Origin of the sequence: Streptomyces sp. NPDC052016 (assembly GCF_044548445.1) — a bacterium.
Lineage (GTDB): Bacteria > Actinomycetota > Actinomycetes > Streptomycetales > Streptomycetaceae > Streptomyces.
The window spans coordinates 108,265-132,914 of sequence record NZ_JBIUBX010000025.1 but is presented as its reverse complement, the minus strand read 5'-3'; the positions used below and the strand labels follow the sequence as shown (position 1 = coordinate 132,914).

23 protein-coding genes are annotated in these 24,650 nt (G+C 70.5%); 4 read left to right on the top strand and 19 right to left on the bottom strand.

Features of this window, described 5'->3' with window-relative positions; all coding sequences use genetic code 11:
• Window positions 1-5 precede the first annotated feature (5 nt).
• Genes nuoK through ACIHAR_RS28745 form a run of 11 tightly spaced genes read right to left on the bottom strand, consistent with a single transcriptional unit; the run spans window position 6 to window position 10,859 of the window.
• Entirely contained in the window at window positions 6-305 is a 300-nt protein-coding gene (gene nuoK, locus ACIHAR_RS28795; protein WP_019756142.1) for an NADH-quinone oxidoreductase subunit NuoK, read from the bottom strand.
• Complete coding sequence (locus ACIHAR_RS28790; RefSeq protein WP_365460767.1) at window positions 302-1,156, bottom strand: NADH-quinone oxidoreductase subunit J; 855 nt, start codon at window positions 1,154-1,156, stop codon at window positions 302-304. The genes nuoK and ACIHAR_RS28790 overlap by 4 nt, the downstream gene beginning before the upstream one ends.
• Window positions 1,153-1,794, bottom strand: a complete 642-nt coding sequence (nuoI, locus tag ACIHAR_RS28785) for an NADH-quinone oxidoreductase subunit NuoI (RefSeq protein ID WP_365460765.1) — start codon at window positions 1,792-1,794, stop codon at window positions 1,153-1,155. Before nuoI ends, ACIHAR_RS28790 begins: the two co-directional genes overlap by 4 nt.
• Window positions 1,787-3,148, bottom strand: a complete 1,362-nt coding sequence (gene nuoH, locus ACIHAR_RS28780) for an NADH-quinone oxidoreductase subunit NuoH (protein ID WP_365460763.1) — start codon at window positions 3,146-3,148, stop codon at window positions 1,787-1,789. The genes nuoI and nuoH overlap by 8 nt, the downstream gene beginning before the upstream one ends.
• Window positions 3,145-5,649: an NADH-quinone oxidoreductase subunit G gene (locus ACIHAR_RS28775; protein ID WP_400022520.1), complete on the bottom strand. Its 2,505-nt coding sequence runs from the start codon at window positions 5,647-5,649 to the stop codon at window positions 3,145-3,147. Before ACIHAR_RS28775 ends, nuoH begins: the two co-directional genes overlap by 4 nt.
• Complete coding sequence (nuoF, locus tag ACIHAR_RS28770; protein WP_400022519.1) at window positions 5,646-6,992, bottom strand: NADH-quinone oxidoreductase subunit NuoF; 1,347 nt, start codon at window positions 6,990-6,992, stop codon at window positions 5,646-5,648. The genes ACIHAR_RS28775 and nuoF overlap by 4 nt, the downstream gene beginning before the upstream one ends.
• A complete protein-coding gene (gene nuoE / locus ACIHAR_RS28765) occupies window positions 6,992-7,864 on the bottom strand; it encodes an NADH-quinone oxidoreductase subunit NuoE (RefSeq protein ID WP_365460757.1) in 873 nt (290 codons plus the stop codon). Before nuoE ends, nuoF begins: the two co-directional genes overlap by 1 nt.
• Window positions 7,861-9,183: an NADH-quinone oxidoreductase subunit D gene (locus ACIHAR_RS28760; protein ID WP_365460755.1), complete on the bottom strand. Its 1,323-nt coding sequence runs from the start codon at window positions 9,181-9,183 to the stop codon at window positions 7,861-7,863. The genes nuoE and ACIHAR_RS28760 overlap by 4 nt, the downstream gene beginning before the upstream one ends.
• Window positions 9,180-9,935, bottom strand: coding sequence for an NADH-quinone oxidoreductase subunit C (locus ACIHAR_RS28755; protein WP_365460753.1), 756 nt, complete (start codon window positions 9,933-9,935; stop codon window positions 9,180-9,182). The genes ACIHAR_RS28760 and ACIHAR_RS28755 overlap by 4 nt, the downstream gene beginning before the upstream one ends.
• Window positions 9,932-10,486 (bottom strand): NADH-quinone oxidoreductase subunit B family protein, encoded by a 555-nt coding sequence (locus ACIHAR_RS28750; protein ID WP_007383964.1) that lies wholly within the window; start codon window positions 10,484-10,486, stop codon window positions 9,932-9,934. Before ACIHAR_RS28750 ends, ACIHAR_RS28755 begins: the two co-directional genes overlap by 4 nt.
• A gap of 13 nt (window positions 10,487-10,499) precedes the next feature.
• The gene (locus tag ACIHAR_RS28745) at window positions 10,500-10,859 is read right to left on the bottom strand and encodes an NADH-quinone oxidoreductase subunit A (protein WP_030494815.1); all 360 of its coding nucleotides are present in this window, start codon (window positions 10,857-10,859) and stop codon (window positions 10,500-10,502) included.
• Window positions 10,860-11,571: 712 nt separating this feature from the next.
• Between ACIHAR_RS28745 and ACIHAR_RS28740 the strand changes: the two genes are divergently transcribed.
• Complete coding sequence (locus ACIHAR_RS28740) at window positions 11,572-12,390, top strand: C40 family peptidase (RefSeq protein WP_400022518.1); 819 nt, start codon at window positions 11,572-11,574, stop codon at window positions 12,388-12,390.
• Window positions 12,391-13,431: 1,041 nt separating this feature from the next.
• Here ACIHAR_RS28740 and ACIHAR_RS28735 read toward each other — a convergent pair.
• Window positions 13,432-14,727 carry a geranylgeranyl reductase family protein gene (locus ACIHAR_RS28735; protein WP_400022517.1) on the bottom strand — a complete coding sequence of 432 codons (1,296 nt, stop codon included), beginning with the start codon at window positions 14,725-14,727 and terminating at the stop codon, window positions 13,432-13,434.
• Window positions 14,728-14,825: 98 nt separating this feature from the next.
• On the opposite strand from ACIHAR_RS28735, the gene ACIHAR_RS28730 reads away from it, so the two are divergent.
• Both ACIHAR_RS28730 and ACIHAR_RS28725 read left to right on the top strand, forming a co-directional pair.
• Window positions 14,826-15,350 carry a GNAT family N-acetyltransferase gene (locus tag ACIHAR_RS28730; protein WP_400022516.1) on the top strand — a complete coding sequence of 175 codons (525 nt, stop codon included), beginning with the start codon at window positions 14,826-14,828 and terminating at the stop codon, window positions 15,348-15,350.
• A 121-nt stretch (window positions 15,351-15,471) separates the two neighbouring features.
• Window positions 15,472-15,786 carry a PASTA domain-containing protein gene (locus ACIHAR_RS28725; RefSeq protein ID WP_365460747.1) on the top strand — a complete coding sequence of 105 codons (315 nt, stop codon included), beginning with the start codon at window positions 15,472-15,474 and terminating at the stop codon, window positions 15,784-15,786.
• Between the two features lie 114 nt (window positions 15,787-15,900).
• Here ACIHAR_RS28725 and ACIHAR_RS28720 read toward each other — a convergent pair whose 3' ends face one another.
• Genes ACIHAR_RS28720 through ACIHAR_RS28705 form a run of 4 tightly spaced genes read right to left on the bottom strand, consistent with a single transcriptional unit; the run spans window position 15,901 to window position 20,502 of the window.
• Entirely contained in the window at window positions 15,901-16,596 is a 696-nt protein-coding gene (locus ACIHAR_RS28720) for a demethylmenaquinone methyltransferase (RefSeq protein ID WP_365460745.1), read from the bottom strand.
• A 32-nt stretch (window positions 16,597-16,628) separates the two neighbouring features.
• Window positions 16,629-17,765, bottom strand: a complete 1,137-nt coding sequence (locus ACIHAR_RS28715; RefSeq protein WP_400022515.1) for an acyltransferase — start codon at window positions 17,763-17,765, stop codon at window positions 16,629-16,631.
• Window positions 17,765-20,089: a bifunctional polysaccharide deacetylase/glycosyltransferase family 2 protein gene (locus ACIHAR_RS28710; protein WP_400022514.1), complete on the bottom strand. Its 2,325-nt coding sequence runs from the start codon at window positions 20,087-20,089 to the stop codon at window positions 17,765-17,767. The genes ACIHAR_RS28715 and ACIHAR_RS28710 overlap by 1 nt, the downstream gene beginning before the upstream one ends.
• 29 nt (window positions 20,090-20,118) lie before the next feature.
• Window positions 20,119-20,502 (bottom strand): hypothetical protein, encoded by a 384-nt coding sequence (locus tag ACIHAR_RS28705; RefSeq protein WP_365460739.1) that lies wholly within the window; start codon window positions 20,500-20,502, stop codon window positions 20,119-20,121.
• Window positions 20,503-20,810: 308 nt separating this feature from the next.
• Here ACIHAR_RS28705 and ACIHAR_RS28700 point away from each other — a divergent pair, with 308 nt between their 5' ends.
• Entirely contained in the window at window positions 20,811-21,848 is a 1,038-nt protein-coding gene (locus tag ACIHAR_RS28700) for a chitinase (protein WP_400022513.1), read from the top strand.
• 6 nt (window positions 21,849-21,854) lie between these two features.
• Here the strand turns inward: ACIHAR_RS28700 and ACIHAR_RS28695 are convergent, their stop codons facing one another.
• From ACIHAR_RS28695 to ACIHAR_RS28685, 3 genes are all read right to left on the bottom strand, one after another.
• Window positions 21,855-22,460 (bottom strand): hypothetical protein, encoded by a 606-nt coding sequence (locus ACIHAR_RS28695; protein WP_400022512.1) that lies wholly within the window; start codon window positions 22,458-22,460, stop codon window positions 21,855-21,857.
• Between the two features lie 7 nt (window positions 22,461-22,467).
• Window positions 22,468-23,667: a cyclic dehypoxanthinyl futalosine synthase gene (mqnC, locus tag ACIHAR_RS28690; protein ID WP_400022511.1), complete on the bottom strand. Its 1,200-nt coding sequence runs from the start codon at window positions 23,665-23,667 to the stop codon at window positions 22,468-22,470.
• Window positions 23,668-23,735: 68 nt separating this feature from the next.
• On the bottom strand, window positions 23,736-24,599 hold the full coding sequence (locus ACIHAR_RS28685; RefSeq protein ID WP_400022510.1) for a prepilin peptidase: 864 nt from the start codon (window positions 24,597-24,599) through the stop codon (window positions 23,736-23,738).
• Window positions 24,600-24,650 lie beyond the last annotated feature (51 nt).

The following is a 24,650-nucleotide window of genomic DNA, read 5'->3' as shown; positions in this document are numbered from 1 at the left end:
ACCCCTTACAGCTTCATCAGGCTGGCGTCGTCGACCGAGGCCGAGTGGCGGGAACGGAACAGCGACACGATGATCGCGAGTCCGACCACGACCTCCGCGGCGGCGACGACCATCGTGAAGAAGGCGATGATCTGGCCGTCGAGATTGCCGTGCATCCGGGAGAAGGCGACGAGCGCGAGGTTGCAGGCGTTGAGCATCAGCTCGATGCACATGAACACGACGATCGCGTTGCGCCGGATCAGCACGCCCGTCGCGCCGATCGTGAACAACAGGGCGGCGAGGTACAGGTAGTTGACCGGGTTCACTTCGACGCCTCCTCGGTCCGCCGGGACTTCCGCTTGAAGAGGGGCGGCTCGATCGCGGCCCGCTCCAGGCGCTCCTCCGCGCGCTGCTCCAGCGCCTTGAGGTCGTTGAGCGCCTCGGCGGACACGTCACGGATCTGGCCGCGCTCACGCAGCGTCTTGCTGACGGTGAGCTCCGACGGGGTGCCGTCGGGCAGCAGGCCCGCGATGTCCACGGCGTTGTGCCGCGCGTACACGCCGGGCGCCGGCAGCGGCGGGACGTGCTTGCCCTCGCGGATGCGCTGCTCGGCCAGCTCCCGCTGGGTCCTGGCCCGCTCGGTGCGCTCGCGGTGGGTGAGCACCATGGCGCCGACGGCGGCCGTGATGAGCAGGGCGCCGGTGATCTCGAAGGCGAAGACGTACTTGGAGAAGATGAGGGCCGCGAGGCCCTCCACGTTCCCGCCCGCGTTGGCCTCGGCGAGGCCGTTGAACTCCGTCAGGGAGGCGTTGCCGATGCCGGCGACCAGCAGGACGCCGAAGCCGAGGCCGCACAGCAGGGCGAGCCAGCGCTGGCCCTTGATGGTCTCCTTCAGCGAGTCCGCCGCGGTGACACCGACGAGCATCACCACGAACAGGAACAGCATCATGATCGCGCCGGTGTAGACGACGATCTGCACGATGCCCAGGAAGTAGGCGCCGTTGGCGAGGTAGAACACCGCCAGGATGATCATCGTGCCGGCGAGGCAGAGCGCGCTGTGCACGGCCCTCTTCATGAAGACGGTGCACAGGGCGCCGATCACCGCGACGGTCCCCAGCACCCAGAACTGGAACGCCTCGCCGGTGGAGGTGGAGTAGGCGGCGAGCTGCGCGCTCATCGGCCGATCACCTCCTCGGAGGCGGGCTCGCCCGCACCGAAGGTGGAGGCGGCCTCCTGCGGGGCCTCGCCCTTGGAGACGGCGACCTGCCGCTCGGTGCCCGGCGCGGCCTCCGTCACCAGTCCCCGGTAGTAGTCCTGCTCGTCCGTCCCGGGGTAGATGGCGTGCGGCGTGTCGACCATGCCCTCCTCGAGGCCGGCCAGCAGCTGCTCCTTGGTGTAGATCAGGTTGGCGCGGCTGGAGTCGGCGAGCTCGAACTCGTTGGTCATGGTCAACGCGCGCGTGGGGCACGCCTCGATGCACAGTCCGCACAGGATGCAGCGGGCGTAGTTGATCTGGTAGACGCGCCCGTACCGCTCGCCCGGCGAGTAGCGCTCCTCGTCGGTGTTGTCCGCGCCCTCGACGTAGATGGCGTCGGCGGGGCAGGCCCAGGCGCACAGCTCGCAGCCGACGCACTTCTCCAGGCCGTCCGGATGGCGGTTGAGCTGGTGCCGTCCGTGGAACCGCGGAGCCGTGGTCTTCTTCTGCTCCGGGTACTGCTCGGTCAGCCGCTTCTTGAACATGGCCTTGAAGGTCACGCCGAAGCCGGCCACGGGGTTCTGGAAACCGGGCTTGGTCTCCTGGGGCTCCTCAGCCATCGGACGCCTCCTTTCCATCCAGAGATCCGTCACTCTGAGTATCGGGCCCGCCACTGACAATGAGCTCCCGCTCCCGGCGCGGGCGGCGCCTCGGGACCGGCGGCAGCTCCTGACCCGGCAGCGGCGGCACGGGGAACCCGCCCGCCATCGGGTCGAAGCCGGCGGGCTCGGCGGGGGCCTCTGCCTGCTTGCCGCGGTCGCGGAACATGTCCGCGATGAAGGAGAGCAGCAGCAGGACCAGGACCGCCCCGCCGACGTAGAGGGCGATGTCGGCGAAGTCGTAGTTCTCGTTGCGCAGGGCCCGCACGGTCGCGACGAGCATCAGCCACGTCACCGAGACCGGGATGAGCACCTTCCAGCCGAGCTTCATCAGCTGGTCGTAGCGCACGCGCGGGAGCGTGCCGCGCAGCCAGATGAAGAAGAACAGCAGCAACTGCACCTTGACGGTGAACCAGAGCATCGGCCACCAGCCGTGGTTCGCGCCCTCCCAGAAGGTGCTGACCGGCCAGGGAGCCCGCCAGCCGCCGAGGAACAGCGTCACCGACACGGCCGAGACCGTCACCATGTTCACGTACTCGGCGAGCATGAACATCGCGAACTTGATCGACGAGTACTCGGTGTTGAAGCCGCCGACCAGGTCGCCCTCGGACTCCGGCATGTCGAAGGGGGCGCGGTTGGTCTCGCCGACCATGGTGACGATGTAGAGGATGAAGGAGACCGGCAGCAGGAGGATGTACCAGCGGTCCTGCTGCTGCTCGACGATCGTCGACGTCGACATCGACCCGGAGTAGAGGAACACCGAGGCGAACGCGGCGCCCATCGCGATCTCGTAGGAGATCATCTGCGCGCAGGAGCGCAGACCGCCCAGCAGCGGGTAGGTGGATCCGGAGCTCCAGCCCGCCAGCACGATGCCGTAGATGCCGACCGAGGCCACCGCGAGGATGTACAGCATCGCGATCGGCAGGTCGGTGAGCTGCATCGTGGTGCGCTGGCCGAAGATCGAGATCTCGTTGCCGGCCGGCCCGAAGGGGATCACCGCGATCGCCATGAAGGCCGGGATGGCCGCGACGATCGGTGCGAGGACGTAGACGACCTTGTCCGCGCGTTTGACGATGATGTCTTCCTTCAGCATCAGCTTCACGCCGTCGGCGAGCGACTGGAGCATGCCCCAGGGGCCGTGCCGGTTGGGGCCGATGCGCAGCTGCATCCAGGCGACGACCTTGCGCTCCCAGACGATGGAGAAGAGCACGGTCACCATCAGGAAGGCGAAGCAGAAGACGGCCTTGACGAGGACCAGCCACCACGGGTCGCGGCCGAACATCGAGAGGTCTTCAGCGGCGAGGTACGGGCTCATGCCTCCACCTCCTGGGGGGCTTCGGCGGCGAGCGTCGCCGGGCCGATGCGGACGAGGGAACCGGGCCGGGCGCCGGTGTCGGAGGCGACGCCCCCGCCCACGGAGTTCAGCGGGAGCCACACGACCCGGTCGGGCATCTCGGTGATCCGGAGGGGGAGTTCGACCGTCCCGGCGGTGCCGGTCACGGCGAGGACCTCGCCGTCCTCGACGCCGGCTTCGGCGGCCGTGGCGGCGGACACGCGCGCGTGGGCGGCGTGCCGTGTTCCGGCGAGCGCCTCGTCGCCCTGCTGGAGGACTCCCTGGTCGAGCAGCAGCCGGTGCCCGGCGAGCACGGCCTCCCCGGCGGCGGGCCGCGGCAGGACGCCGGCGCTCTCCAGCGGGTCGGTGGCCCGCGGCCCGTCCCAGGCGCCGAGCCGGTCCAGCTCCGCGCGCGCGGTGCGCAGGTCCGGCAGTCCCAGGTGGACGTCCATGGCGTCGGCCAGCATCTGCAGCACGCGCGCGTCGGACGGCGCGAGGCGGCGGGTCATCTGGTCGGGCTTGAGCGCGGCCTCGAAGAAGCGCACCCGGCCCTCCCAGTTGAGGAAGGCGCCGGCCTTCTCGGCGACCGCGGCCACGGGCAGGACGACGTCGGCGTGTTCGGTGATCTCGGTGGGCCGCAGCTCCAGCGACACCACGAAGCCGACCTCCGCGAGCGCCTCACGCGCGCGTGCCGGGTCGGGCAGGTCGGCGACCTCCACGCCGGCGACGAGCAGCGCCTGCAGCTCACCGCCCACGGCGGCCTCGATGATCTGCCCGGTGTCACGGCCGTGGCGGTGCGGGAGTTCCGCGAGACCCCAGGCGGCCGCGACCTCCTCCCGCGCGCGGGGGTCCGTCGACGGGCGTCCGCCCGGCAGCAGCGCCGGCAGCGCACCGGCCTCGATCGCGCCCCGCTCTCCGGCCCGGCGCGGAATCCACACGAGATCGGCGCCGGTCGCGGCCGCGGCCCGTACGGCGGAGGTGAGCCCGCCGGCCACGGCGGCCAGCCGCTCGCCCACGACGATCACCGCGCCCTCGGCGCGCAGCGCCTCCGCGGCCACGCTGCCCGCCTCGTCGAGACCGACGCCGGAGGACAGCGCGTCCAGCCACTCGGTCTCGGTGCCCGGAGCGGCCGGCAGCAGCGTGCCGCCCGCCTTCTCCAGACCTCGGGTGGCGTGCGTGGCCAGCGAGAACACCTTCTGCCCGTGCTTGCGCCAGGCCTTGCGCAGCCGCAGGAAGACGCCGGGCGCCTCCTCCTCGGACTCGAACCCGGCCAGCAGGACGGCGGGCGCCTTCTCCAGGGAGGTGTAGGTGACGCCCGCACCGTCGAGGTCAAGGCCGTGTCCGGCCACCCTCGCCGCCAGGAAGTCGGCCTCCTCACTGCTGTGCACACGCGCGCGGAAGTCGATGTCGTTGGTGTCGAGGGCCACCCGCGCGAACTTGCTGTACGCGTAGGCGTCCTCGATGGTGAGGCGGCCGCCCGTGAGGACACCGGTCCTGCCGCGTGAGGCGAGCAGCCCCTGGGCCGCGATCTGCAACGCCTCCGGCCAGGACGCCGGGACGAGCGCGCCTTCGGCGTCGCGCACGAGCGGTGTCTGGAGCCGGTCGCGCTGCTGCGCGTACCGGAACGCGAACCGCCCCTTGTCGCAGATCCACTCCTCGTTGACCTCGGGGTCGTCCGCGGCGAGGCGCCGCATGACCTTGCCCCGCCGGTGGTCGGTGCGCGTGGCGCAGCCTCCGGAGCAGTGCTCGCACACCGAGGGCGAGGAGATCAGGTCGAAGGGCCGGGAGCGGAACCGGTACGCCGCCGACGTCAGTGCGCCGACCGGGCAGATCTGGATGGTGTTGCCGGAGAAGTACGACTCGAAGGGGTCGCCCTCACCGGTGCCGACCTGCTGGAGCGCGCCCCGCTCGATCAGCTCGATCATCGGGTCGCCCGCGACCTGGTTGGAGAAGCGGGTGCAGCGGGCGCACAGCACGCACCGCTCCCGGTCGAGCAGCACCTGCGTGGAGATGGGGACGGGCTTCTCGTACGTCCGCTTCCTGCCCTCGAAGCGGGACTCGGCGTTTCCGTGCGACATCGCCTGGTTCTGCAGGGGGCACTCGCCGCCCTTGTCGCAGACCGGGCAGTCCAGCGGGTGGTTGATGAGGAGCAGCTCCATCACACCGTGCTGGGCCTTCTCGGCGACCGGCGAGGTGAGGTGGGTCTTCACCACCATTCCGTCCGTGCACGTGATCGTGCAGGACGCCATGGGCTTGCGCTGACCCTCGACCTCGACGATGCACTGGCGGCAGGCGCCGGCCGGGTCGAGGAGGGGATGGTCGCAAAAGCGCGGGATCTCGATGCCGAGCTGCTCGGCGGCCCGGATGACCAGCGTGCCCTTGGGCACGCTGATCTCGGCGCCGTCGATGGTCAGCGTGACGAGATCCTCCGGCGGGACCGCCGCCTCTCCCCCACCGGCGGGAGCGTTGGTGGTCACGGTCATGCGTTCACCTCCGTGCGGTCGGCCCAGGCCGTCGACTTGGCCGGGTCGAAGGGGCAGCCGCGGCCCGTGATGTGCTGCTCGTACTCCTCGCGGAAGTACTTCAGCGAGGAGAAGATCGGCGAGGCGGCACCGTCGCCGAGGGCGCAGAAGGACTTGCCGTTGATGTTGTCGGCGATGTCGTTGAGCTTGTCGAGGTCGGACATGACGCCCTTGCCGGCCTCGATGTCGCGCAGCAACTGCACGAGCCAGTACGTGCCTTCGCGGCACGGCGTGCACTTGCCGCAGGACTCGTGGGCGTAGAACTCGGTCCAGCGGGTGACGGCACGCACGACGCAGGTCGTCTCGTCGAAGCACTGGAGGGCTTTCGTGCCGAGCATGGAACCCGCGGCCCCCACTCCTTCGTAATCAAGGGGGACGTCGAGGTGCTCGTCGGTGAACATCGGTGTGGAGGACCCGCCCGGCGTCCAGAACTTGAGGCGGTGGCCCGGTCGCATCCCGCCGCTCATCTCGAGGAGCTGACGGAGGGTGATGCCGAGCGGGGCCTCGTACTGGCCGGGGCTGGCGACGTGGCCGCTGAGCGAGTACAGCGTGAAGCCCGGGGACTTCTCGCTGCCCATCGACCTGAACCATTCCTTGCCGTTGTTCAGGATCGCGGGAACCGACGCGATCGACTCGACGTTGTTCACCACAGTCGGGCACGCGTAGAGGCCCGCGACAGCAGGGAAGGGGGGACGCAGCCGCGGTTGACCACGGCGGCCTTCGAGCGAGTCCAGCAGCGCGGTCTCCTCACCGCAGATGTACGCGCCCGCGCCCGCGTGCACGGTGAGTTCGAGGTCGAGGCCGCTGCCCAGGATGTTCTCGCCGAGGTAGCCCGCCGCGTAGGCCTCGCGCACGGCCGAGTGCAGCCGCCGCAACACGGGGACGACCTCACCCCGCAGATAGATGAAGGCATGCGACGACCTGATGGCGTAGCACGCGATGACGATGCCCTCGATGAGGCTGTGCGGGTTCGCGAAGAGGAGCGGGATGTCCTTGCAGGTTCCCGGCTCCGACTCGTCGGCGTTGACAACCAGATAGTGCGGTTTTCCATCACCCTGCGGGATGAACTGCCACTTCATGCCCGTCGGGAATCCGGCGCCGCCGCGTCCGCGCAGACCTGATTCCTTGACGTACGCGATCAGGTCGTCGGGCGACATGGCGAGCGCCTTGCGGAGCCCCTCGTACCCCTCGTGCCGCCGGTACACGTCGAGCGTCCAGGACTCGTCCTCGTCCCAGAAGGCCGACAGCACGGGCGAGAGCAGCTTCTCGGGGCTGGTGTCCTTCAGCTCGGTTGCCAAGGTCATCACTCCCCCTCCTCGGCGGTAGGCCCTGCGGGGTGGGCTGGGTCGGAGGCCGATGTGTCCTGAGGCGCGTCGTGCGAACTGAGGTGGTCGGCCGGCGACGGCTTGTGCACGGCCCTGTCCTGCGCTTCCTCGTGCGGTCCCCCGTCGCGTGGGTGGACCACGCGCGCGGGTCCGCTCTCCCCCTTCGCCAGGCGGAGTCCGACCAGCGACGCCGGTCCCGCGCTGCCGCTCGCCTCGACGGCGCCCTCGCGCTCGTCGGGGAAGCCCGCCAGGATCCGGGCGGTCTCCTTGAACGTGCACAGCGGCGCCCCGCGCGTGGGCGAGACCGTACGACCGGATCGCAGGTCGTCCACCAGGCGCTTCGCGCTCTCCACGGTCTGGTTGTCGAAGAACTCCCAGTTGACCATCACGACCGGCGCGAAGTCGCAGGCCGCGTTGCACTCGATGTGCTCGAGGGTGACCTTGCCGTCGTCGGTGGTCTCGCCGTTGCCGACGCCGAGGTACTCCTGGAGCGACTCGAAGATCGCGTCGCCGCCCATCACCGCGCAGAGCGTGTTGGTGCAGACGCCCACCTGGTAGTCGCCGCTCGGCCGGCGCCGGTACATGGTGTAGAAGGTGGCGACCGCGGTGACCTCGGCGGTGGTCAGGCCGAGGACGTCCGCGCAGAACCGCATCCCGGTGCGCGTGACGTGTCCCTCCTCCGACTGCACCAGGTGCAGCAACGGCAGGAGGGCGGACCGGGAGTCGGGGTAGCGGGCGATGATCTCGCGCGCGTCCCGCTCGAGCCGGGCTCGGACGTCGTCCGGGTAGGCGGGCGCGGGCAGCTCGGGCATGCCGAGGCTGACGCCGCGCTCCGAAGAAGAGGTGGTCACCGGTCGACGCCTCCCATCACGGGGTCGATGGACGCGACGGCGACGATGACGTCGGCGACCTGGCCGCCCTCGCACATCGCCGCCATGGCCTGCAGGTTGGTGAAGGACGGGTCGCGGAAGTGGACCCGGTAGGGACGGGTGCCGCCGTCGGACACGGCGTGCACCCCGAGCTCGCCCTTGGGCGACTCGACGGCCGCGTAGGCCTGTCCCGGCGGGACGCGGAAGCCCTCGGTGACCAGCTTGAAGTGGTGGATCAGGGCCTCCATGGAGGTGCCCATGATCTTCTTGATGTGGTCGAGGGAGTTGCCGAGGCCGTCCGGGCCCAGGGCGAGCTGGGCGGGCCAGGCGATCTTCCTGTCGGCGACCATGACCGGGCCGGGCTGCAGCCGGTCCAGGCACTGCTCGACGATCCGCAGGGACTGGCGCATCTCCTCGAGCCGGACCAGGAAGCGGCCGTAGGCGTCGCAGGAGTCCGTGGTCGGGACGTCGAAGTCGTACGTCTCGTAGTCGCAGTACGGCTGCGCCTTGCGCAGGTCGTGGGGCAGGCCGGTGGAGCGCAGGATCGGGCCGGTGGCGCCGAGCGCCATGCAGCCGGCCAGGTCGAGGTAGCCGATGTCCTGCATGCGGGCCTTGAAGATGGGGTTCCCGGTGGCGAGCTTGTCGTACTCCGGGAGGTTCTTCTTCATCTTCTTCACGAACTCGCGGATCTGGTCCACCGCGCCGGGCGGCAGGTCCTGGGCGAGTCCGCCGGGGCGGATGTACGCGTGGTTCATCCGCAGGCCCGTGATGAGCTCGTAGATGTCGAGAATCATTTCACGATCACGGAATCCGTAGATCATGATCGTGGTGGCGCCCAGTTCCATGCCGCCGGTGGCGATGCAGACCAGGTGCGAGGACATCCGGTTCAGCTCCATCAGGAGCACTCGGATGATCTTGGCTCGCTCGGTGATCTGGTCCTCGATGCCGAGGAGCTTCTCGACGGCGAGGCAGTAGGCGGTCTCGTTGAAGAAGGACGTCAGGTAGTCCATGCGCGTCACGAACGTGGTGCCCTGCGTCCACGTGCGGTACTCGAGGTTCTTCTCGATGCCCGTGTGGAGGTAGCCGATGCCGCATCGGGCCTCGGTGACCGTCTCGCCCTCGATCTCCAGGATCAGGCGCAGCACCCCGTGGGTTGAGGGGTGCTGGGGACCCATGTTGACGACGATGCGCTCGTCGTCGGCGCGGGCCGCGGACTGGACGACCTCGTCCCAGTCGCCACCGGTGACCGTGTAGACGGTGCCCTCGGTGGTCTCACGTGCGGATGCTGACTGCGTGCTCACGAGTACGACCTCCGCTGGTCCGGAGCCGGGATCTGGGCGCCCTTGTACTCGACGGGGATGCCGCCGAGGGGGTAGTCCTTGCGCTGCGGATGGCCCTGCCAGTCGTCCGGCATCATGATCCGCGTCAGGGCCGGGTGGCCGTCGAAGACGATCCCGAAGAAGTCGTAGGTCTCGCGCTCGTGCCAGTCGTTGGTCGGGTAGACGGAGACCAGGGACGGGATGCGGCGGTCCGTGTCCGGGGCGCTGACCTCGAGGCGGATCAGCCGGTTGTGGGTGATCGAGCGCAGGTGGTAGACGGCGTGCAGCTCGCGGCCCTTGTCGTTCGGGTAGTGGACGCCGCTGACGCCGGTGCACAGTTCGAAGCGCAGGGCCGGGTCGTCGCGCAGGGTGCGGGCGACGCGGAGGAGGTGCTCGCGTTCGATGTGGAAGGTGATCTCGCCGCGGTCGACGACCGTCTTCTCGATCGCGTTGCCGGGGAGGAGTCCCTGCTCCTCCAGCGCGCCCTCGAGTTCGTCGGCGACCTCGTCGAACCAGCCGCCGTACGGCCGGGCGGCGGGCCCCGGGAGCCGGACGGAGCGGACCAGGCCGCCGTAGCCGGAGGTGTCGCCGCCGTTGTCGGCGCCGAACATGCCGCGCTGGACGCGGATCTCCTCCCCGCCCTCGCCGCGCTGTCCGGGGAGGTTGGAGGCGGAGAGGTCCTTCTCGGGGTTGGTCCCCTCGGCCCCTGCGCCGGTGCCGTTCGCGTCGCTCACCGCAGCAGCCCCTTCATCTCGATCGTGGGCAGGGCCTTCAGCGCCGCTTCCTCCGCCTCGCGGGCCGCCTCCTCGGCGTTCACGCCCAGCTTGGAGCTCTGGATCTTCTGGTGGAGCTTGAGGATCGCGTCCATCAGCATCTCCGGGCGCGGCGGGCAGCCGGGCAGGTAGATGTCGACGGGGACGATGTGGTCGACGCCCTGGACGATCGCGTAGTTGTTGAACATGCCGCCCGAGGACGCGCAGACGCCCATGGAGATCACCCACTTGGGGTTCGGCATCTGGTCGTAGACCTGCCGGAGCACCGGCGCCATCTTCTGGCTGACCCGGCCCGCGACGATCATCAGGTCCGCCTGGCGGGGCGAACCGCGGAAGACCTCCATGCCGAAGCGCGCCAGGTCGTAGCGGCCGGCGCCGGTGGTCATCATCTCGATGGCGCAGCAGGCGAGGCCGAACGTGGCGGGGAAGACGGACGCCTTGCGCACCCAGCCCGCGGCCTGCTCGACGGTGGTCAGCAGGAAGCCGCTCGGCAGCTTTTCTTCGAGTCCCATGACTAAAGGCCCCTCAGTCCCATTCCAGGCCGCCGCGCCGCCACACGTACGCGTAGGCGACGAAGACGGTGAGCACGAAGAGCAGCATCTCCACGAGCCCGAAAAGCCCCAGGGCGTCGAAGGTGACGGCCCAGGGGTAGAGGAAGACGATCTCGATGTCGAAGACGATGAAGAGCATCGCCGTCAGGTAGTACTTGATGGGGAAACGCCCGCCGCCGGCCGGCGTGGGGGTCGGCTCGATTCCGCATTCATAGGCCTCGAGCTTGGCGCGGTTGTACCGCTTCGGCCCGATCAGCGTGGCCATGACCACGGAGAAGATCGCAAAGCCTGCCCCGAGGGCTCCCAGTACGAGGATGGGCGCATACGCGTTCACCGCTCCTCGCTCCTCTCAGTCGGCACTGACTGCTGGCGATGGGTGGACTCACTTCCGTCTCACAGGACTCGCGAGCCCCGCTGGTCCCGGGCGAAGATCGCGAACATGTGAAGCAGGTCACAAGCCCAACTGCCTCGCATCTTATGCCCGCCGCTCTGTGATCTGCGACACGGGGTATTGCACAAGCTTTGTGATCTCCACCACCTGACGAAGGATCATGAAGTCATATCAGCAGTGATCTTCGTACGTGAAGCGTCAGAGTGATCACAAGAGGCGACATTTTCGCTCGTCATCGCAGGCCGCGAGGGGCGTCTCCATATCAAGAAACTTCCTACGCATGCAAATTGGCCCTGGACGCGGGGCCCTGATAGAGGACGCGTTCACACATCAGAAGGAGCCGGCGGGCCGGGTGTGGACGCGTGCACGCGTTCACGAGCGGAACCGGTTGTTCCGATCGCGCGTGACGCGGGGACACCGGTGACCGTTCCGTGACCTCCGCCACATTCGACCGGGGTGCCCAAGAGCCGGGCTTGGCCAACGGTCCTCACCAGTGGTAAGCGCGGGGCAATCCGGACGTAACAACGAAAGCCCATGATCACAGGCTTGATCACGTGCGTCCGCAATGTCCGTTACGTCGTCAGGGAAGGGCGCTGAGCAAGGTTTTCGGGGGTTCCGTTGAGCAATTGTGGCGCAGCACACGTTTCTTGAAGGTATGAAGGAGCCCCTGGTACCGGTTGTACCCATGTCCCACACCGCTCACATACGCAGCCACCGGAAGCCCCGCCGCAGCGCGTCGACGATCGCGATGCGGGCCGGAGTCGCCAGTGGTGTCCTCGGCACGCTGGCCGCCGCCACCGCGGCGGGTACGGCCAACGCCGCCGAGCCGGTGACGCAGACGCTCGAACTGCCCGTGCTCACGGGTGACCTGGCCGCCCAGGTCGCCCAGTCCGCCGAGGCCACGCAGCTGGCCGCGGCGAACTACCAGCTGGAGGCCGAGCGCGACGCGGCCGCCGCCGCGGCGGCCGCGGAGGCCAAGAAGGACCTCGCCGCCGCCAAGAAGGCCGAGGCGAAGAAGAAGGCCGAGGAGGCGCGCAAGGCGGCCGCCGAAGCCGCTGCCTCCCGTGCCGCGGAGCGCACCACCCTCTCCACCACCACGACCGCCTCCGCTCCCGCCAGCGGCAGCGTCGCGACGGTCATCTCCTTCCTCAAGGCCCAGCTGGGCGACGCGTACGTCATGGGCGCCACCGGCCCCAACGCGTGGGACTGCTCCAGCCTGGTCCAGGCCGCGTTCAAGCAGGTCAACATCGACCTGCCGCGCGTCTCGCAGGACCAGTCGATGGTCGGCACCGACGTCTCCCTGTCCAACCTCCAGGTGGGTGACATCCTCTACTGGGGCGGCAAGGGATCCGCGTACCACGTGGGCGTGTACATCGGCGACGGCCAGTACCTGGACGCGGCCAACCCCTCCAAGGGCGTCGTCATCCAGGACCTGTCCGGCTACCCGGCCTCGGGTGCGGTGCGCGTGCTCTGACGCCGCCGCGAGACCAGACGTCGAAGGGCCGCAGCCGCTCGGGGGCAGCGGCCCTTCGCGCTGCCCGAGCCGGAACTCCTCGGCTCCCTGCACGCCGCCGAGGCCCGTACGCGGCCGAGGGCGGGGCGCCGTCGAAGGCGGGGCGCCGGCCTCGGCGCGAACCGAGTCGGCGTCGGCCTGAGCCTGTTCGTTCGCGAGCGCCCGGACGACGACGGTATCCGACATGTCGGACACACCGTCAGTCCAGCGCTGGGAACACTCGCTCCGGCCGGCCGGAGGCTGCCGGACCACCACCGCAACGGGCGCGTCCATCCGGACGCGCCCTGAGGTCTTCGCGCGCCGGGCCGCCCGGCAGGGACCCCCACCGCGTGCCCCGCGGCCAAGCCGCCCGCGGCAAGCCCTCACCGCCCGGCCCGCACCAAGCCGCCCGGCAGAGGCCCACACCGCCCGCAGGGAGCCCTCACCGCCCGCAGGGAGCCCTCACCGCCCGCCCCCGCGCCGCACCGCCCGGCAAAGGCCCTCAGTGCCCCGCCCGGAGCTGTCACCGCCCGACCGGGCGGTCGTCCACCCTGCGGCGGCCGTCCGCCCCACCGGTACGGCCCGGCCCGCCCGAGACGGCCAAGCCCGCCCGGGACAACCAGGTCCGCCCAGGACGGCCACATCCGCCCGGAACGGTCACGCCCGTTTTTCCACCAAGCCCGTCCGGAACGGCCACGCCCACCCGGGAGGGCCACGCCAGCCCGAGACAGCCACGCCAGCCCCGAGACAGCCACGCCAGCCCCGAGACAGCCACGCCAGCCCCGAGACGGCCACGCCAGCCCCGAGACGGCCACGCCCACCCGGGACGGCCACGCCAGCCCGAGACAGCCACGCCAGCCCCGAGACGGCCACGCCAGCCCCGAGACGGTCACGCCCACCCGGGAGGGCCACGCCAGCCCCGGACGGCCACGCCAACCCCGGACTGCCACGCCAACCCCGGACGGCCAAGCCCAACCGGGAGGGTCACGCCTGCCCGCGACGGTCACGCCCGCCCCGGCGCGGTCACGCCTTCGGTGCCACCTTGCTCAGGCCGTTGATGATGCGGTCCATCGCGTCGCCGCCCGTCGGGTCCGTGAGGTTCGCGAGCAGTTTCAGGGTGAACTTCATCAGCAGGGGGTGCGTCAGGCCGCGCTGGGTCGCGATCTTCATGACCTTCGGGTTGCCGATGAGCTTCACGAAGGCGCGGCCCAGCGTGTAGTAGCCGCCGTAGGTGTCCGCGAGGACCTGCGGGTAGCGCTGGAGGGCCAGTTCGCGTCCCGCGGGCGTCGAGCGGGCGTGGGCCTGGACGATGACGTCGGCGGCGATCTGCCCGGACTCCATGGCGTAGGCGATGCCCTCGCCGTTGAAGGGGTTCACCAGGCCGCCGGCGTCGCCGACCAGCAGCAGGCCCTTGGTGTAGTGGGGCTTGCGGTTGAAGGCCATGGGCAGGGCGGCGCCGCGGATCGGGCCGGTCATGTTCTCCGGCGTGTAACCCCAGTCCTCCGGCATGGAGGCGCACCAGGCCTTCAGGACCTCGCGCCAGTCGAGTTCCTTGAAGGAGTCGGAGGTGTTGAGGACGCCCAGGCCGACGTTGGAGGTGCCGTCGCCCATGCCGAAGATCCAGCCGTAGCCGGGCAGCAGGCGGTCCTCGCCGGGGCCACGCCGGTCCCAGAGCTCCAGCCAGGACTCCAGGTAGTCGTCCTCGTGGCGCGGGGAGGTGAAGTAGGTGCGCACCGCGACGCCCATCGGGCGGTCCTCGCGGCGGTGCAGGCCCATCGCCAGGGACAGCCGGGTGGAGTTGCCGTCGGCGGCGACCACGAGCGGGGCGTGGAAGGTGACCTCGCGCTTCTCCTCGCCCAGTTTGGCGTGCACGCCGGTGATGCGGCCGGTGCGGTCGTCGATGATCGGGGCGCCGACGTTGCAGCGCTCGTGGAGCCGGGCGCCCGCCTTCTGCGCCTGGCGCGCCAGCTGCTCGTCGAAGTCGTCGCGCTTGCGGACGAGTCCGTAGTCGGGGAAGGAGGCGAGATCCGGCCAGTCCAGCTGGAGGCGGACGCCGCCGCCGATGATGCGCAGGCCCTTGTTGCGCAGCCAGCCGGCCTCCTCGGAGATGTCGATGCCCATCGCGACGAGCTGCTTGACCGCGCGCGGGGTGAGGCCGTCGCCGCAGACCTTCTCGCGCGGGAACTCGGTCTTCTCGAGCAGGAGTACGTCGAGTCCGGCCTTGGCGAGGTGGTACGCCGTCGTGGAGCCGGCCGGCCCCGCCCCGACGACGATCACATCGGCGGTGTTCTCGGAGGGGGGCTCAGTCACGACGGTCACGGCGGGATCTCCCCAAGTTCGACATCTGCGTGCCGACCGGCACTGGACATGGGCAGTCTATTCAGCAGAATTGATCACCCGGCTGAAGGGCTGCCCCCGTGAACCGAGTACTCCCCGTAGTACGGCTGCGCGTCCCCACGGACGAGGACGCGGTCGCGTGGCACCGGGTGTTCGACCACCCGGACGTCATGGAGTTCCACGGCGGCAGGTCCGCGGGACTGTCCGTCTACGAGGAACTCACCGCCCGCCAGCGCCGGCACGACGCGGAGCGCGGCTTCTGCCTGTGGACCATGCTCGACGAGTCGGGGCGGGTCATCGGGTTCACGGGCGCCCAGCCGTGGGAGCGGGACTGGGGTCCGACCGGCGAGATCGAGATCGGCTGGCGGCTGGGCCGGGAGCACTGGGGCCAGGGGTACGTCACGGCGGCGGCGCGGATGACGGTGGAGCGGGTCCGGGCGGCCGGAGTGCCGGGCGTGGTGGCGATGGTCGACGCGCGCAACGCCCGCTCCATCGCGGTCACCCGGCGGCTGGGCATGCGGCTGGCCGAGGTCTTCACGACGCCCGAGTCCCGGCGGGAAGGCCACTGTTACCGCCTCGACCTCCAGATCGGTGACGCCGCGTAGTCGGCAGCAGGCCGATTGTCACGGATAGACACCGGACGCTTCCGGACGCCACCCCCGGGCGGTTACCCTTCCGGTACCGCTGGGGGTGACATCTGTGCTCATACGGCCAAAAACACCCGAAGTGCGCGTGCCGAAACTCGTCGGCCTCATGGCCATGGACGCGCGCGACACGGCCACGGCAGAAGGAGTGCTGCTGGCCGCACCCGACCGGCCCGACTTCCACCGCACCGTCGTCGACTACGTCGTACGGCAGTACCCGCCGCCCGGTGCCGAGGTGCCGCGCGGCGCGGTCGTCACCGTGTGGTTCGACTTCGCCGAGGGCGAGGGCGGCGGAGGCGCGGGCGTACGCGAGCCGCGCGTGCCGAGACCGGGCGGCGGCGGGCTGGAGCGCGAGCTGGACCGGCCGGGCGACGCCTTCGAGACGATGACCGGCTAGCCGCCGCCCACCCCCGTGCGGGCGCGGAGGGCCGGCCGCTCAGCTCTCTTGAAGCCCGGTGCAGGGCCCGGCTGCTCAGCTCTCCTTGAAAAGCCCGGTGCAGGGCCCGGCCGCTCAGCTCTCCTTGAACGCCCGGTGCAGGGCCACGACACCGCCGGTGAGGTTGCGCCAGGCGACCTTCGACCAGCCGGCCTTGCGCAGGTGCTCGGCCAGGGCGGGCTGGTCGGGCCAGGCGCGGATGGACTCGGCGAGGTAGACGTACGCGTCGGGGTTCGAGGACACCGCGCGCGCGACCGGCGGCAGGGCACGCATCAGGTACTCGGTGTAGACGGTGCGGAAGGGCGCCCAGGTCGGGTGCGAGAACTCGCAGATCACGACCCGTCCGCCGGGCCGCGTCACCCGGTGCATCTCGCGCAGGGCCGCGTCGAAGTCCTGCACGTTGCGCAGGCCGAAGGAGATGGTGACGGCGTCGAAGGTGTCGTCCTTGAACGGCAGCCGCGTCGCGTCGCCCGCGGTGAACGGCAGCCAGGTGTGCTTCCGCTTGCCGACCTGGAGCATGCCGAGCGAGAAGTCGCAGGGGACGACGTAGGCGCCGGTCTGCGCGAAGGGCAGCGAGGAGGTGGCCGTACCGGCCGCCAGGTCCAGGACCTTCTGCGCGGGACGGGCGTCGACCGCCCGGGCGACCTCCTTGCGCCACCTCCGGTCCTGGCCGAGCGAGAGGACGTCGTTCGTCAGGTCGTACCGTTCCGCCACGTCGTCGAACATCGAGGCGACTTCGTGCGGCTGCTTGTTCAGGGAAGCGCGGGTCACCCGACCATTGTGGCAGCCCGCGCCTCACCGGCTCACGGCAGGAGCCTCGGCCTCTTCCGTGCCGCCACGTCCTCGACCCAGCCGCACAGCAGAACGAACACCGCGATCAGCAGCCAGCCGACGCCGAACATGAACCACTGGCTCTCCAGTGGCAGGTACCTCTCGAACGCGGGCACGTCCCAGAGGCGGTCGATCAGCGGGATCGCCAGGATCAGGGCGATCTCGTGCCAGAGGTAGATCGTCACCGCGCGCGCGTTGAAGACGGTGACGATCCGGTCGGCGCGCCGGAAGCGGGTGAGCCAGGCGAAGTCGATCCGGAAGTACGCCTTCGCCCACATCAGCAGCAGCACGAAGCCGGCCGACCAGAAGGCCTGCGCGAGGGGGTCCTCGTCCAGGTCGTAGGTGCCGAACTCGGCCTGGTGGGCGAGGGCGTACCAGCCGCCGTAGGCCATCGCGGCGAGCGAGAGGACGACCACCGGGGCCGGCTTCATCCGCTGGAGGACGCCGTCGCGGTGGGCGAAGCCGAGCATCCAGCAGAAGAGGTACGTCGACAGGTCCCACAGGGCGACGCCGAAGCGGTTGTCCGGGCCGGCCCACGCGAAGGTGAGGACCAGGATCGGGGCGAGGGTGAGGAGGAGCACGGGGACGGGGGCGAGGCGGAACACCCGCAGCAGGAGCGGGGAGAGCAGGACGAACCAGAGGTACGTGCGCAGGTACCAGAGGATCTCCCAGGCCTCCTGGCCCCAGGCGTTGCCCGGGGGGTCGCCCAGCGGGACGATCCAGTACACGATCTGCCAGCCCGGCATCCAGTCGTGGATCAGCATCGCCACGACCACGAAGACGCCCCAGAACCAGAACGGGGGCAGGAGCCGGCGGAGCCTGCTCCTCACCACCCCGAGCGCGGGGCGCTCCAGGGACTTCGCCATCAGGGTGCCGGCCAGGCCGAACATGATCCCCATGGAGGGGAAGACGAGCCCGGCCCAGGCCCAGCCGAAGGTGTGGTAGGCGACGACGCGGACCAGCGCGAGGGCGCGGAGCGTGTCGAAGTAGCGGTCGCGCGCCGCGGGTCGCACCTGCGGCAGCGGGGCCGTGTCCGAGGGGGCGGCCGGGGCGGCGGCCCGGCCCGCCCGGGCGGGCGGCCGCACCGCCCCCTTGCTGTGCGCCCCCATCACCCCACCCCGGCCGGAGTGCCCACCTCGCCGGTCCGCTTCAGCTTCTGCCAGCGGAGGCGGCCGCCGGTGAGGGCGGTGATGCAGGAGTGGATGAGGACGAGGTACATCATCTGCCGGTAGGCGAGCTGCTGGAGCGGCATCATCAGCAGGTAGCGGTACTTCTCGCGGTCGAGGCGGAAGGCGTACGCCGCGCAGACGAGCTGGACTCCGAGCACCGCCAGCCACGCCAGCAGGGCCGCCGTGAAGTCGATGAAGATCATCGAGTAGGCGGTGAACACGTCGATGAGCGGGGCGAAGACCGGCGTGACGATCTGGAAGAGGACGACCAGCGGCATGCCGACGCGGCCGAAGCGGCCCGAAGGACCCTTGTCCGTGAGGGACTTTCGGTGCTTCCACAGCGCCTGCATGGTGCCGTAGGACCAGCGGTAGCGCTGGGACCACAGCTGCTTCAGGGAGCCCGGCGCCTCCGTCCAGGCCTTGGCGTGCTCCTGGTAGACGACCTGCCAGCCCGCCCGGTGCATGGCGATGGTGATGTCGGTGTCCTCGGCGAGCGTGTCCTCGCTCATGCCGCCGACCTCCAGGACGGCGTCCCTGCGGAAGGCGCCGATGGCCCCCGGGATGGTCGGCATGCAGCGCAGCAGGTCGTACATACGGCGGTCGAGGTTGAAGCCCATCACGTACTCGATGTGCTGCCAGGCACCGATGATCGTGTTGCGGTTGCCGACCTTGGCGTTGCCGGCGACCGCGCCGACCTTCGGATCGGCGAAGGGCTGCACCAGGTGCCGTACCGTCTCGGGCTCGAAGACGGTGTCGCCGTCCATCATCACGACGATGTCGTGACCGGCGCTGCGCACGCCGTTGTTGAGGGCGGCGGGTTTGCCGGCGTTCTCCTGGCGGACGACGCGCACGTGCCTCATGCCGAGCTTGTCGGCCGCGGCGCGGGCGATCTCCGACGTCCCGTCCGTCGAGCCGTCGTCCACCACGATGACCTCGATCGGGTGGGTGCTCTTCGACAGCGACTCCAGGGTGTTGGCGATGCACTCCTTCTCGTTGTACGCCGGGACGATCACGCTCACCGGCCGGGTGACGGTCGGTCCCCAGCTGAAGCGCCGTTTGTTGCGCTTGCGGTAGTGGCGGCGGGCGAGGACCAGCATCATCCCGAAACGGCCCATGACGGCCACGCCCACGATCATGAGCCCGACCGAGAGCGTCGGGACCGTCCACTCCGCGACGGCCACCGCCGCGACCAGGGCCTTGCCCTCGTACAGGGTCACCCCGGTGGCCTCGCGGTGCGCGGCCTGGAGCCGGTCGCCGGTACCGCTGGCGGCGTCACCCTGGTCGTTCGACGCGGTGCCGGGCTGTTCGCCGGTCGTTCCGGCGACTCCCGTCTCGGCGACGCCCGCCGGCTGCTCCTGGCCGGACGGCGCGGCGCCGGCAGCCGGGTTCTCCTCCTGCATCACCCCGCTGATGGTGGTGAAGGTGTACCCGGCCGCCTTCATCTTCTCGATGTAGGTGGGCAGCGCCTTGATGGTCTGCGAACGCTCGCCGCCCGCGTCGTGGAAGAGCACCGACGCGCCCTCGCCGTCCTCCGGCGTGGCCCACTTGATGATCTTCGAGACGCCCGGCCGCTTCCAGTCGTCGCTGTCGGTGTCGATGAAGACGCTGGTGTAGCCGTCCTCGCCGAGCCTCTGGTAGACGGGCCAGCTGTAGTTGTCGATGGCGTCCGTCTCCGAGGAGTACGGCGCGCGGAACAGCGTGGTGGTGATGCCGGCCGCGCCCGCCAGCGCGAGCTGGGTCTGCTGCATCTCGCGGTCGACGCGGGCGTCGCTCTGGTAGGAGAGGTCGACGTGGGTGAAGGTGTGGATGCCCACCTCGTTGCCCTGCTCGACCATGTCCTTCACGATGCCCGGGTAGCGCGAGACCATCGAGCCGACCACGAAGAACGTGGCGGGCACGTCGTACTCCTCGAGGATCTGCAGCACCTGCGGCGTCCAGGTCGGGTTGGGACCGTCGTCGAAGGTGAGCGCGATCGTCTTGTCCGGCACCGAGACCGTGGTGGCCTGCCCGCCCCGGAAGGTGAGGATCGGACCGCCCTCGAGGACGTCGTCGGGCACCTTGCTGGCGCTGGCCCCGGTGCGCACGCGCTGGTCGCCGCCGACCTCGGCGCGCAGGTAGCCGTCCAGCAGCATCACGCTGGTCAGCGCGAGCAGGAGCAGCAGGGCGAGGATGACACGCGGTTTCTGCAGCGCCGCGGCCTTGCCCGCCGCCCGCTCGATGCGGGAGGGGGCGCGGCGCCGGCCGCGGGAGGGAGTCGTCGTCATGTGGGTGGCTGCGTTCCGGTCGAGGGGCGTCAGTTGGCGGTCGCCGAGGCGGACGGGGTCGGGGAGGCGGTGCCGGAGGGCGGTGTGCCGCCCGGCAGGCCGACCTGGTCGCCCATGCCGCCGTCCGGACGGACGCCGCCGGGACCCTGTCCGCCCTGGACGCCCTGGCCGTCGGCGCCGAACGGCAGCAGCGAGGACGGGGTCAGCGAGGTGCCCCAGCCCATGAAGGCGGCGCCGAGGACGGCCGCGTAGGCGAGGCAGCCGACGCCGAGGAGGAGGCCGATCCGGCGCAGCAGCTTGGACCTGCGGCCGGAGTTGTCGACGAACACGGGCCCTTCGGCGGAGTCGTTGCCGCGTTTGCGACGGCGACCGCGAGCGGCCGCGCGGCTTTCGGTGACAGGCTCGGAATGCATTCCCCAGACAATAGGCAGCCTTTATGTGCCACAAACTCTGCGCTTCATGTGAAGCGGCCATGAGAAACGGCCCAACCTGTGGCCTGCCTGAGAGATCCGGGGACTTCCTGCGGGCTCGCCCTGCCGCGCGAGAGGGAGAATCGTCCACTTTGGGGCCAAACTTGACCCCTTTCATGCACGTACGTCCCTCGCCTGCCCGCACGTTCGCCCGTCCCGCGTGAACCGTCCGCATGTGAGACATTTCCACTTCGGAAACGCACTTTGTTTTCCACCCTGAGACAGAAATCACGAGAGCGGGTGCATGCGCAATGAGGAGTCTCCTGAAGCCGGCGGCCGGGCTCACTTGCCTGTTTGCCCTCGCCACGGCCGGATGCTCCGCGGGGTCCGACGGCACGTCGGACGCGGCACCCGCGGCGCCCGAACGGACCACCACCGCCTCCCCGTCGCCGAGCGCCACATCGGGTACCGGCAGCACCGCCTACGCCCCCTACGTGAGCGCGACGGAGGCCTCCGCCAACGACTCGGCGGGCTCCCCCACGACGTACAACCTCGCGTTCGTCATCTCGGACGGCAGCGGCTGCACGCCGGAGTGGAACGGGGCGTACGCGATCGACGACACGACCGTGGCGTCCCGTGTCTCCGCGCTGGCGGAGTCGGGCGCCTCCGTCCGCGTCTCCTTCGGCGGGGCGTCCGGAAAGGAGCTGGCGGCGACCTGCGACACCGCGGCGGAACTGGCGGAGGCGTACGGGGCGGCACTCGACGCGGCCGGCTCCACCCAGGCCGACTTCGACGTGGAGGGCGACGAGTTGACCGACTCCGCCTCGATCGACCTGCGTTCCCGGGCGATCGCCCTGCTCCAGCAGGACCGCCCCGACCTCCAGGTCTCCTTCACGCTCCCGGTGATGCCATCGGGGCTGGAGTCCGACGGCCTCGCGCTGCTCGCGTCGGCGAACAAGTACGACGTCCAGGTCTCCACCGTCAACCTGATGACGATGAACTACGGCGAGTCGTACACCGGTGACATGGGCGGCTACGCCGTCACCGCGGCCACCGCCGCGCACACCCAGCTGAAGGAGATCTTCGGCACGACGGACGCCGCGGCCTGGAAGGGCATGGCGCTCACCTCGATGATCGGGGTCAACGACGTCGACAACGAGACCTTCACCCTCGCGGACGCGGCGCAGGTGCGGACGTTCGCCGAGGAGAAGGGCATCGCCTGGGTGTCGATGTGGTCGGCCTTCCGCGACCGGCAGTGCGCGGACGGGTCCTCCACGGACGACGCGTTGACCAACTGCAGCGGGGTGGAGCAGGAGGACGGGGCGTTCGCCGAGGCGTTCTCGCAGTAGAGGCGCTCAGCGGCGCCGGTACACCAGGCGCCCCTCGACGACCGTCGCCACGCAGGTCCCGGCGCCGCGTTCGGCGAGCGCCGCCTCGTCCGGGACGTCGAAGACGGCGAACCGGGCGGCGGAGCCGGACTCCCTCGGCTCCGCGAACATCACCGGCCGGCCGGAGGCGTACGGGTCGAGCGAGGGCGTCCCGTCGGGGCGCCCGAGCCGCCCCACGATCCCCAGCCCGGTGCGGCGTACGGCGTCCCGCACCGCGCGGTTGCGGAGGTGCTCGCAGGCCGCCGCGACCGTGCCGTTCGCCAGCATGCGCTGCACCCCGCGCCGGGCGCTCGCGCCCCAGCGGGCGTCGTCCATGGTCAGCGTCGCGAGCGCGTCCCCGAACAGCGGCTCGGTGCCCAGCTCTTCGACCTCGCGCGGATCCGGGTGGTAGGCGCCCTCCAGCAGCTCGTCGCCGTACAGGTTGACGAGTCCGGGGGTGAGGATGCCGGGCCACTGACGCACCCGGGCCCGCGGACGGTCAGCGACGAGCTTGTCCAGCGGGCCGGCGTCGGCGATCCACGCGCCGTCGACGGCGAGCGCCCGCCCCCTGGAGTCCGCGTGGATGGTGAGCATGCCGCGGCTAGTTGGAGGCGAGGATCTTCAGCTCGGGGTGCGCCGTGCCACCCGCGATGGCCGTCGAGGAGATGTGGGAGACGACCCGCTCGTCGACCGGGTCGTTCGCCGGGTCGTCGTGGACGACGAGGTGCTCGTACGTCGTGGAGCGCTGGGCCGGGACGCGGTCCGCCTTCCGGATCAGGTCGATGATCTCCAGGCGGTTGGAGCGGTGCTTGGCCCCGGCCGAGGAGACGACGTTCTCCTCCAGCATGATCGAGCCGAGGTCGTCCGCGCCGTAGTGCAGGGAGAGCTGGCCGACCTCCTTGCCCGTGGTCAGCCACGAGCCCTGGATGTGGCGGACGTTGTCGAGGAAGAGGCGGGCGATCGCGATCATGCGCAGGTACTCGAAGATCGTGGCCTGCGTGCGGCCCTTCAGGTGGTTGTTCTCGGGCTGGTAGGTGTACGGGATGAAGGCCCGGAAGCCACCGGTCCGGTCCTGTACGTCACGGATCATCCGCAGGTGCTCGATGCGCTCGGCGTTCGTCTCGCCCGTGCCCATCAGCATGGTCGAGGTGGACTCGACGCCGAGGTTGTGCGCCGTCTCCATGATCTCCAGCCAGCGCTCGCCGGACTCCTTCAGCGGCGCGATGGCCTTGCGCGGGCGCTCGGGCAGCAGTTCGGCGCCCGCGCCGGCGAAGGAGTCCAGACCCGCCGCGTGGATGCGCTGGATCGCCTCCTCGACCGACACCTTCGAGATCCGCGCCATGTGCTCGACCTCGCTCGCCCCCAGGCTGTGGATGACGAGCTGCGGGAACTCCTTCTTGATGGCGGAGAAGTGCTTCTCGTAGTACTCCACGCCGTAGTCCGGGTGGTGCCCGCCCTGGAACATGATCTGGGTGCCGCCCAGTTCGACCGTCTCCGCGCACCGGCGCAGGATGTCGTCCAGATCGCGCGTCCAGCCCTTGGCGGTGTCCTTCGGGGCCGCGTAGAAGGCGCAGAACCTGCACGCCGTGACGCACACGTTCGTGTAGTTGATGTTGCGCTCGATGATGTACGTCGCGATGTGCTCGGTGCCCGCGTACAGGCGGCGGCGTACGGCGTCGGCGGCGACGCCCAGCGCGTGCAGGGGCGCGTCCCGGTACAGGACGAGCGCCTCCTCCGGGGTGATCCGTCCGCCGGCCGCGGCACGGTCGAGCACTGACTGGAGGTCGGCCTTCTCGGTCACCGGGGTCCCTTCGTAAGGGGTGTGGACGGACCGAACCAGCCTACGCCAGGCCTTTCGCGGCACGGACGTCAGGCCGCGTAGGCGCCGGCCAGCAGCCCCAGGTACGCCCCCGCGATCAGGAACGGCCCGAACGGGATGGCCGTCCTGCGTCCGGCCCTGCCCGCCACGAGGAGCGCGCCCCCGTACAACGCGCCGAGCAGGAACCCGGCGAAGGTGCCCAGCATGACCGTGGCCCAGCCGTACCAGCCGAGGACGGCGCCCGCGCCGAGCGCGAGTTTCACGTCGCCGAAGCCCATGCCGCCGGGGTTGAGGAGGTGCAGCACGAGGTAGCCGGCGCTCAGCGCGAGGGCGGCGAACAGGGCCGTCGTCCAGTCCCCGGCGTGCTCGGGCAGCAGCGCGGCCACCCCGAGCAGGGCCAGGGCGGTGCCGGCGAGCGGGAGGGTGAGCGGGTCGGGCAGCCGCCGCACCCGCAGGTCGACGGAGGCGAGCAGCACCCCGACGGGCGCGAGCAGCAGCCAGACGGCCAGCTCGGGGCGGGTTCCGGTGGCGAGGGCGAGGGCGGCGCAGAGCAGGGCGGTGACGACGGCGGGGCGGGCGGCGCCGGGGCCGTACGCCCCGGCCGCGCCGACGCAGCGACGGCAGCGGGCCGGGCCGAGCCAGCCGGGGAGCGGATGCCCGCTCGGACACGCACTCCGCCAGCCGTCCCGCTCTTCGTCCGCCGTCTCGCTCTCGCCGGCCTCGCCGCCCTGGCCCGCCTCCGCGTCTTCCTTCGCCTCTTCCGCCGCCTCTTCAGCCGCCTCTTCCGGCGCCTCTTCCGGCGGCAGTTCCACGGAGAACCGGTAAACCGCCCGCGGCAGCAGCGCTCCCGCCACCGCGCCCCACACCGCCGCGAGAGCGATCAGCAGGGCGTCGATCGGTCCCACCTCGTTCACGCCTCGAGCCTCCGGACTGGGAACGGACCTGGGTTTCGGACGAATGGCGCC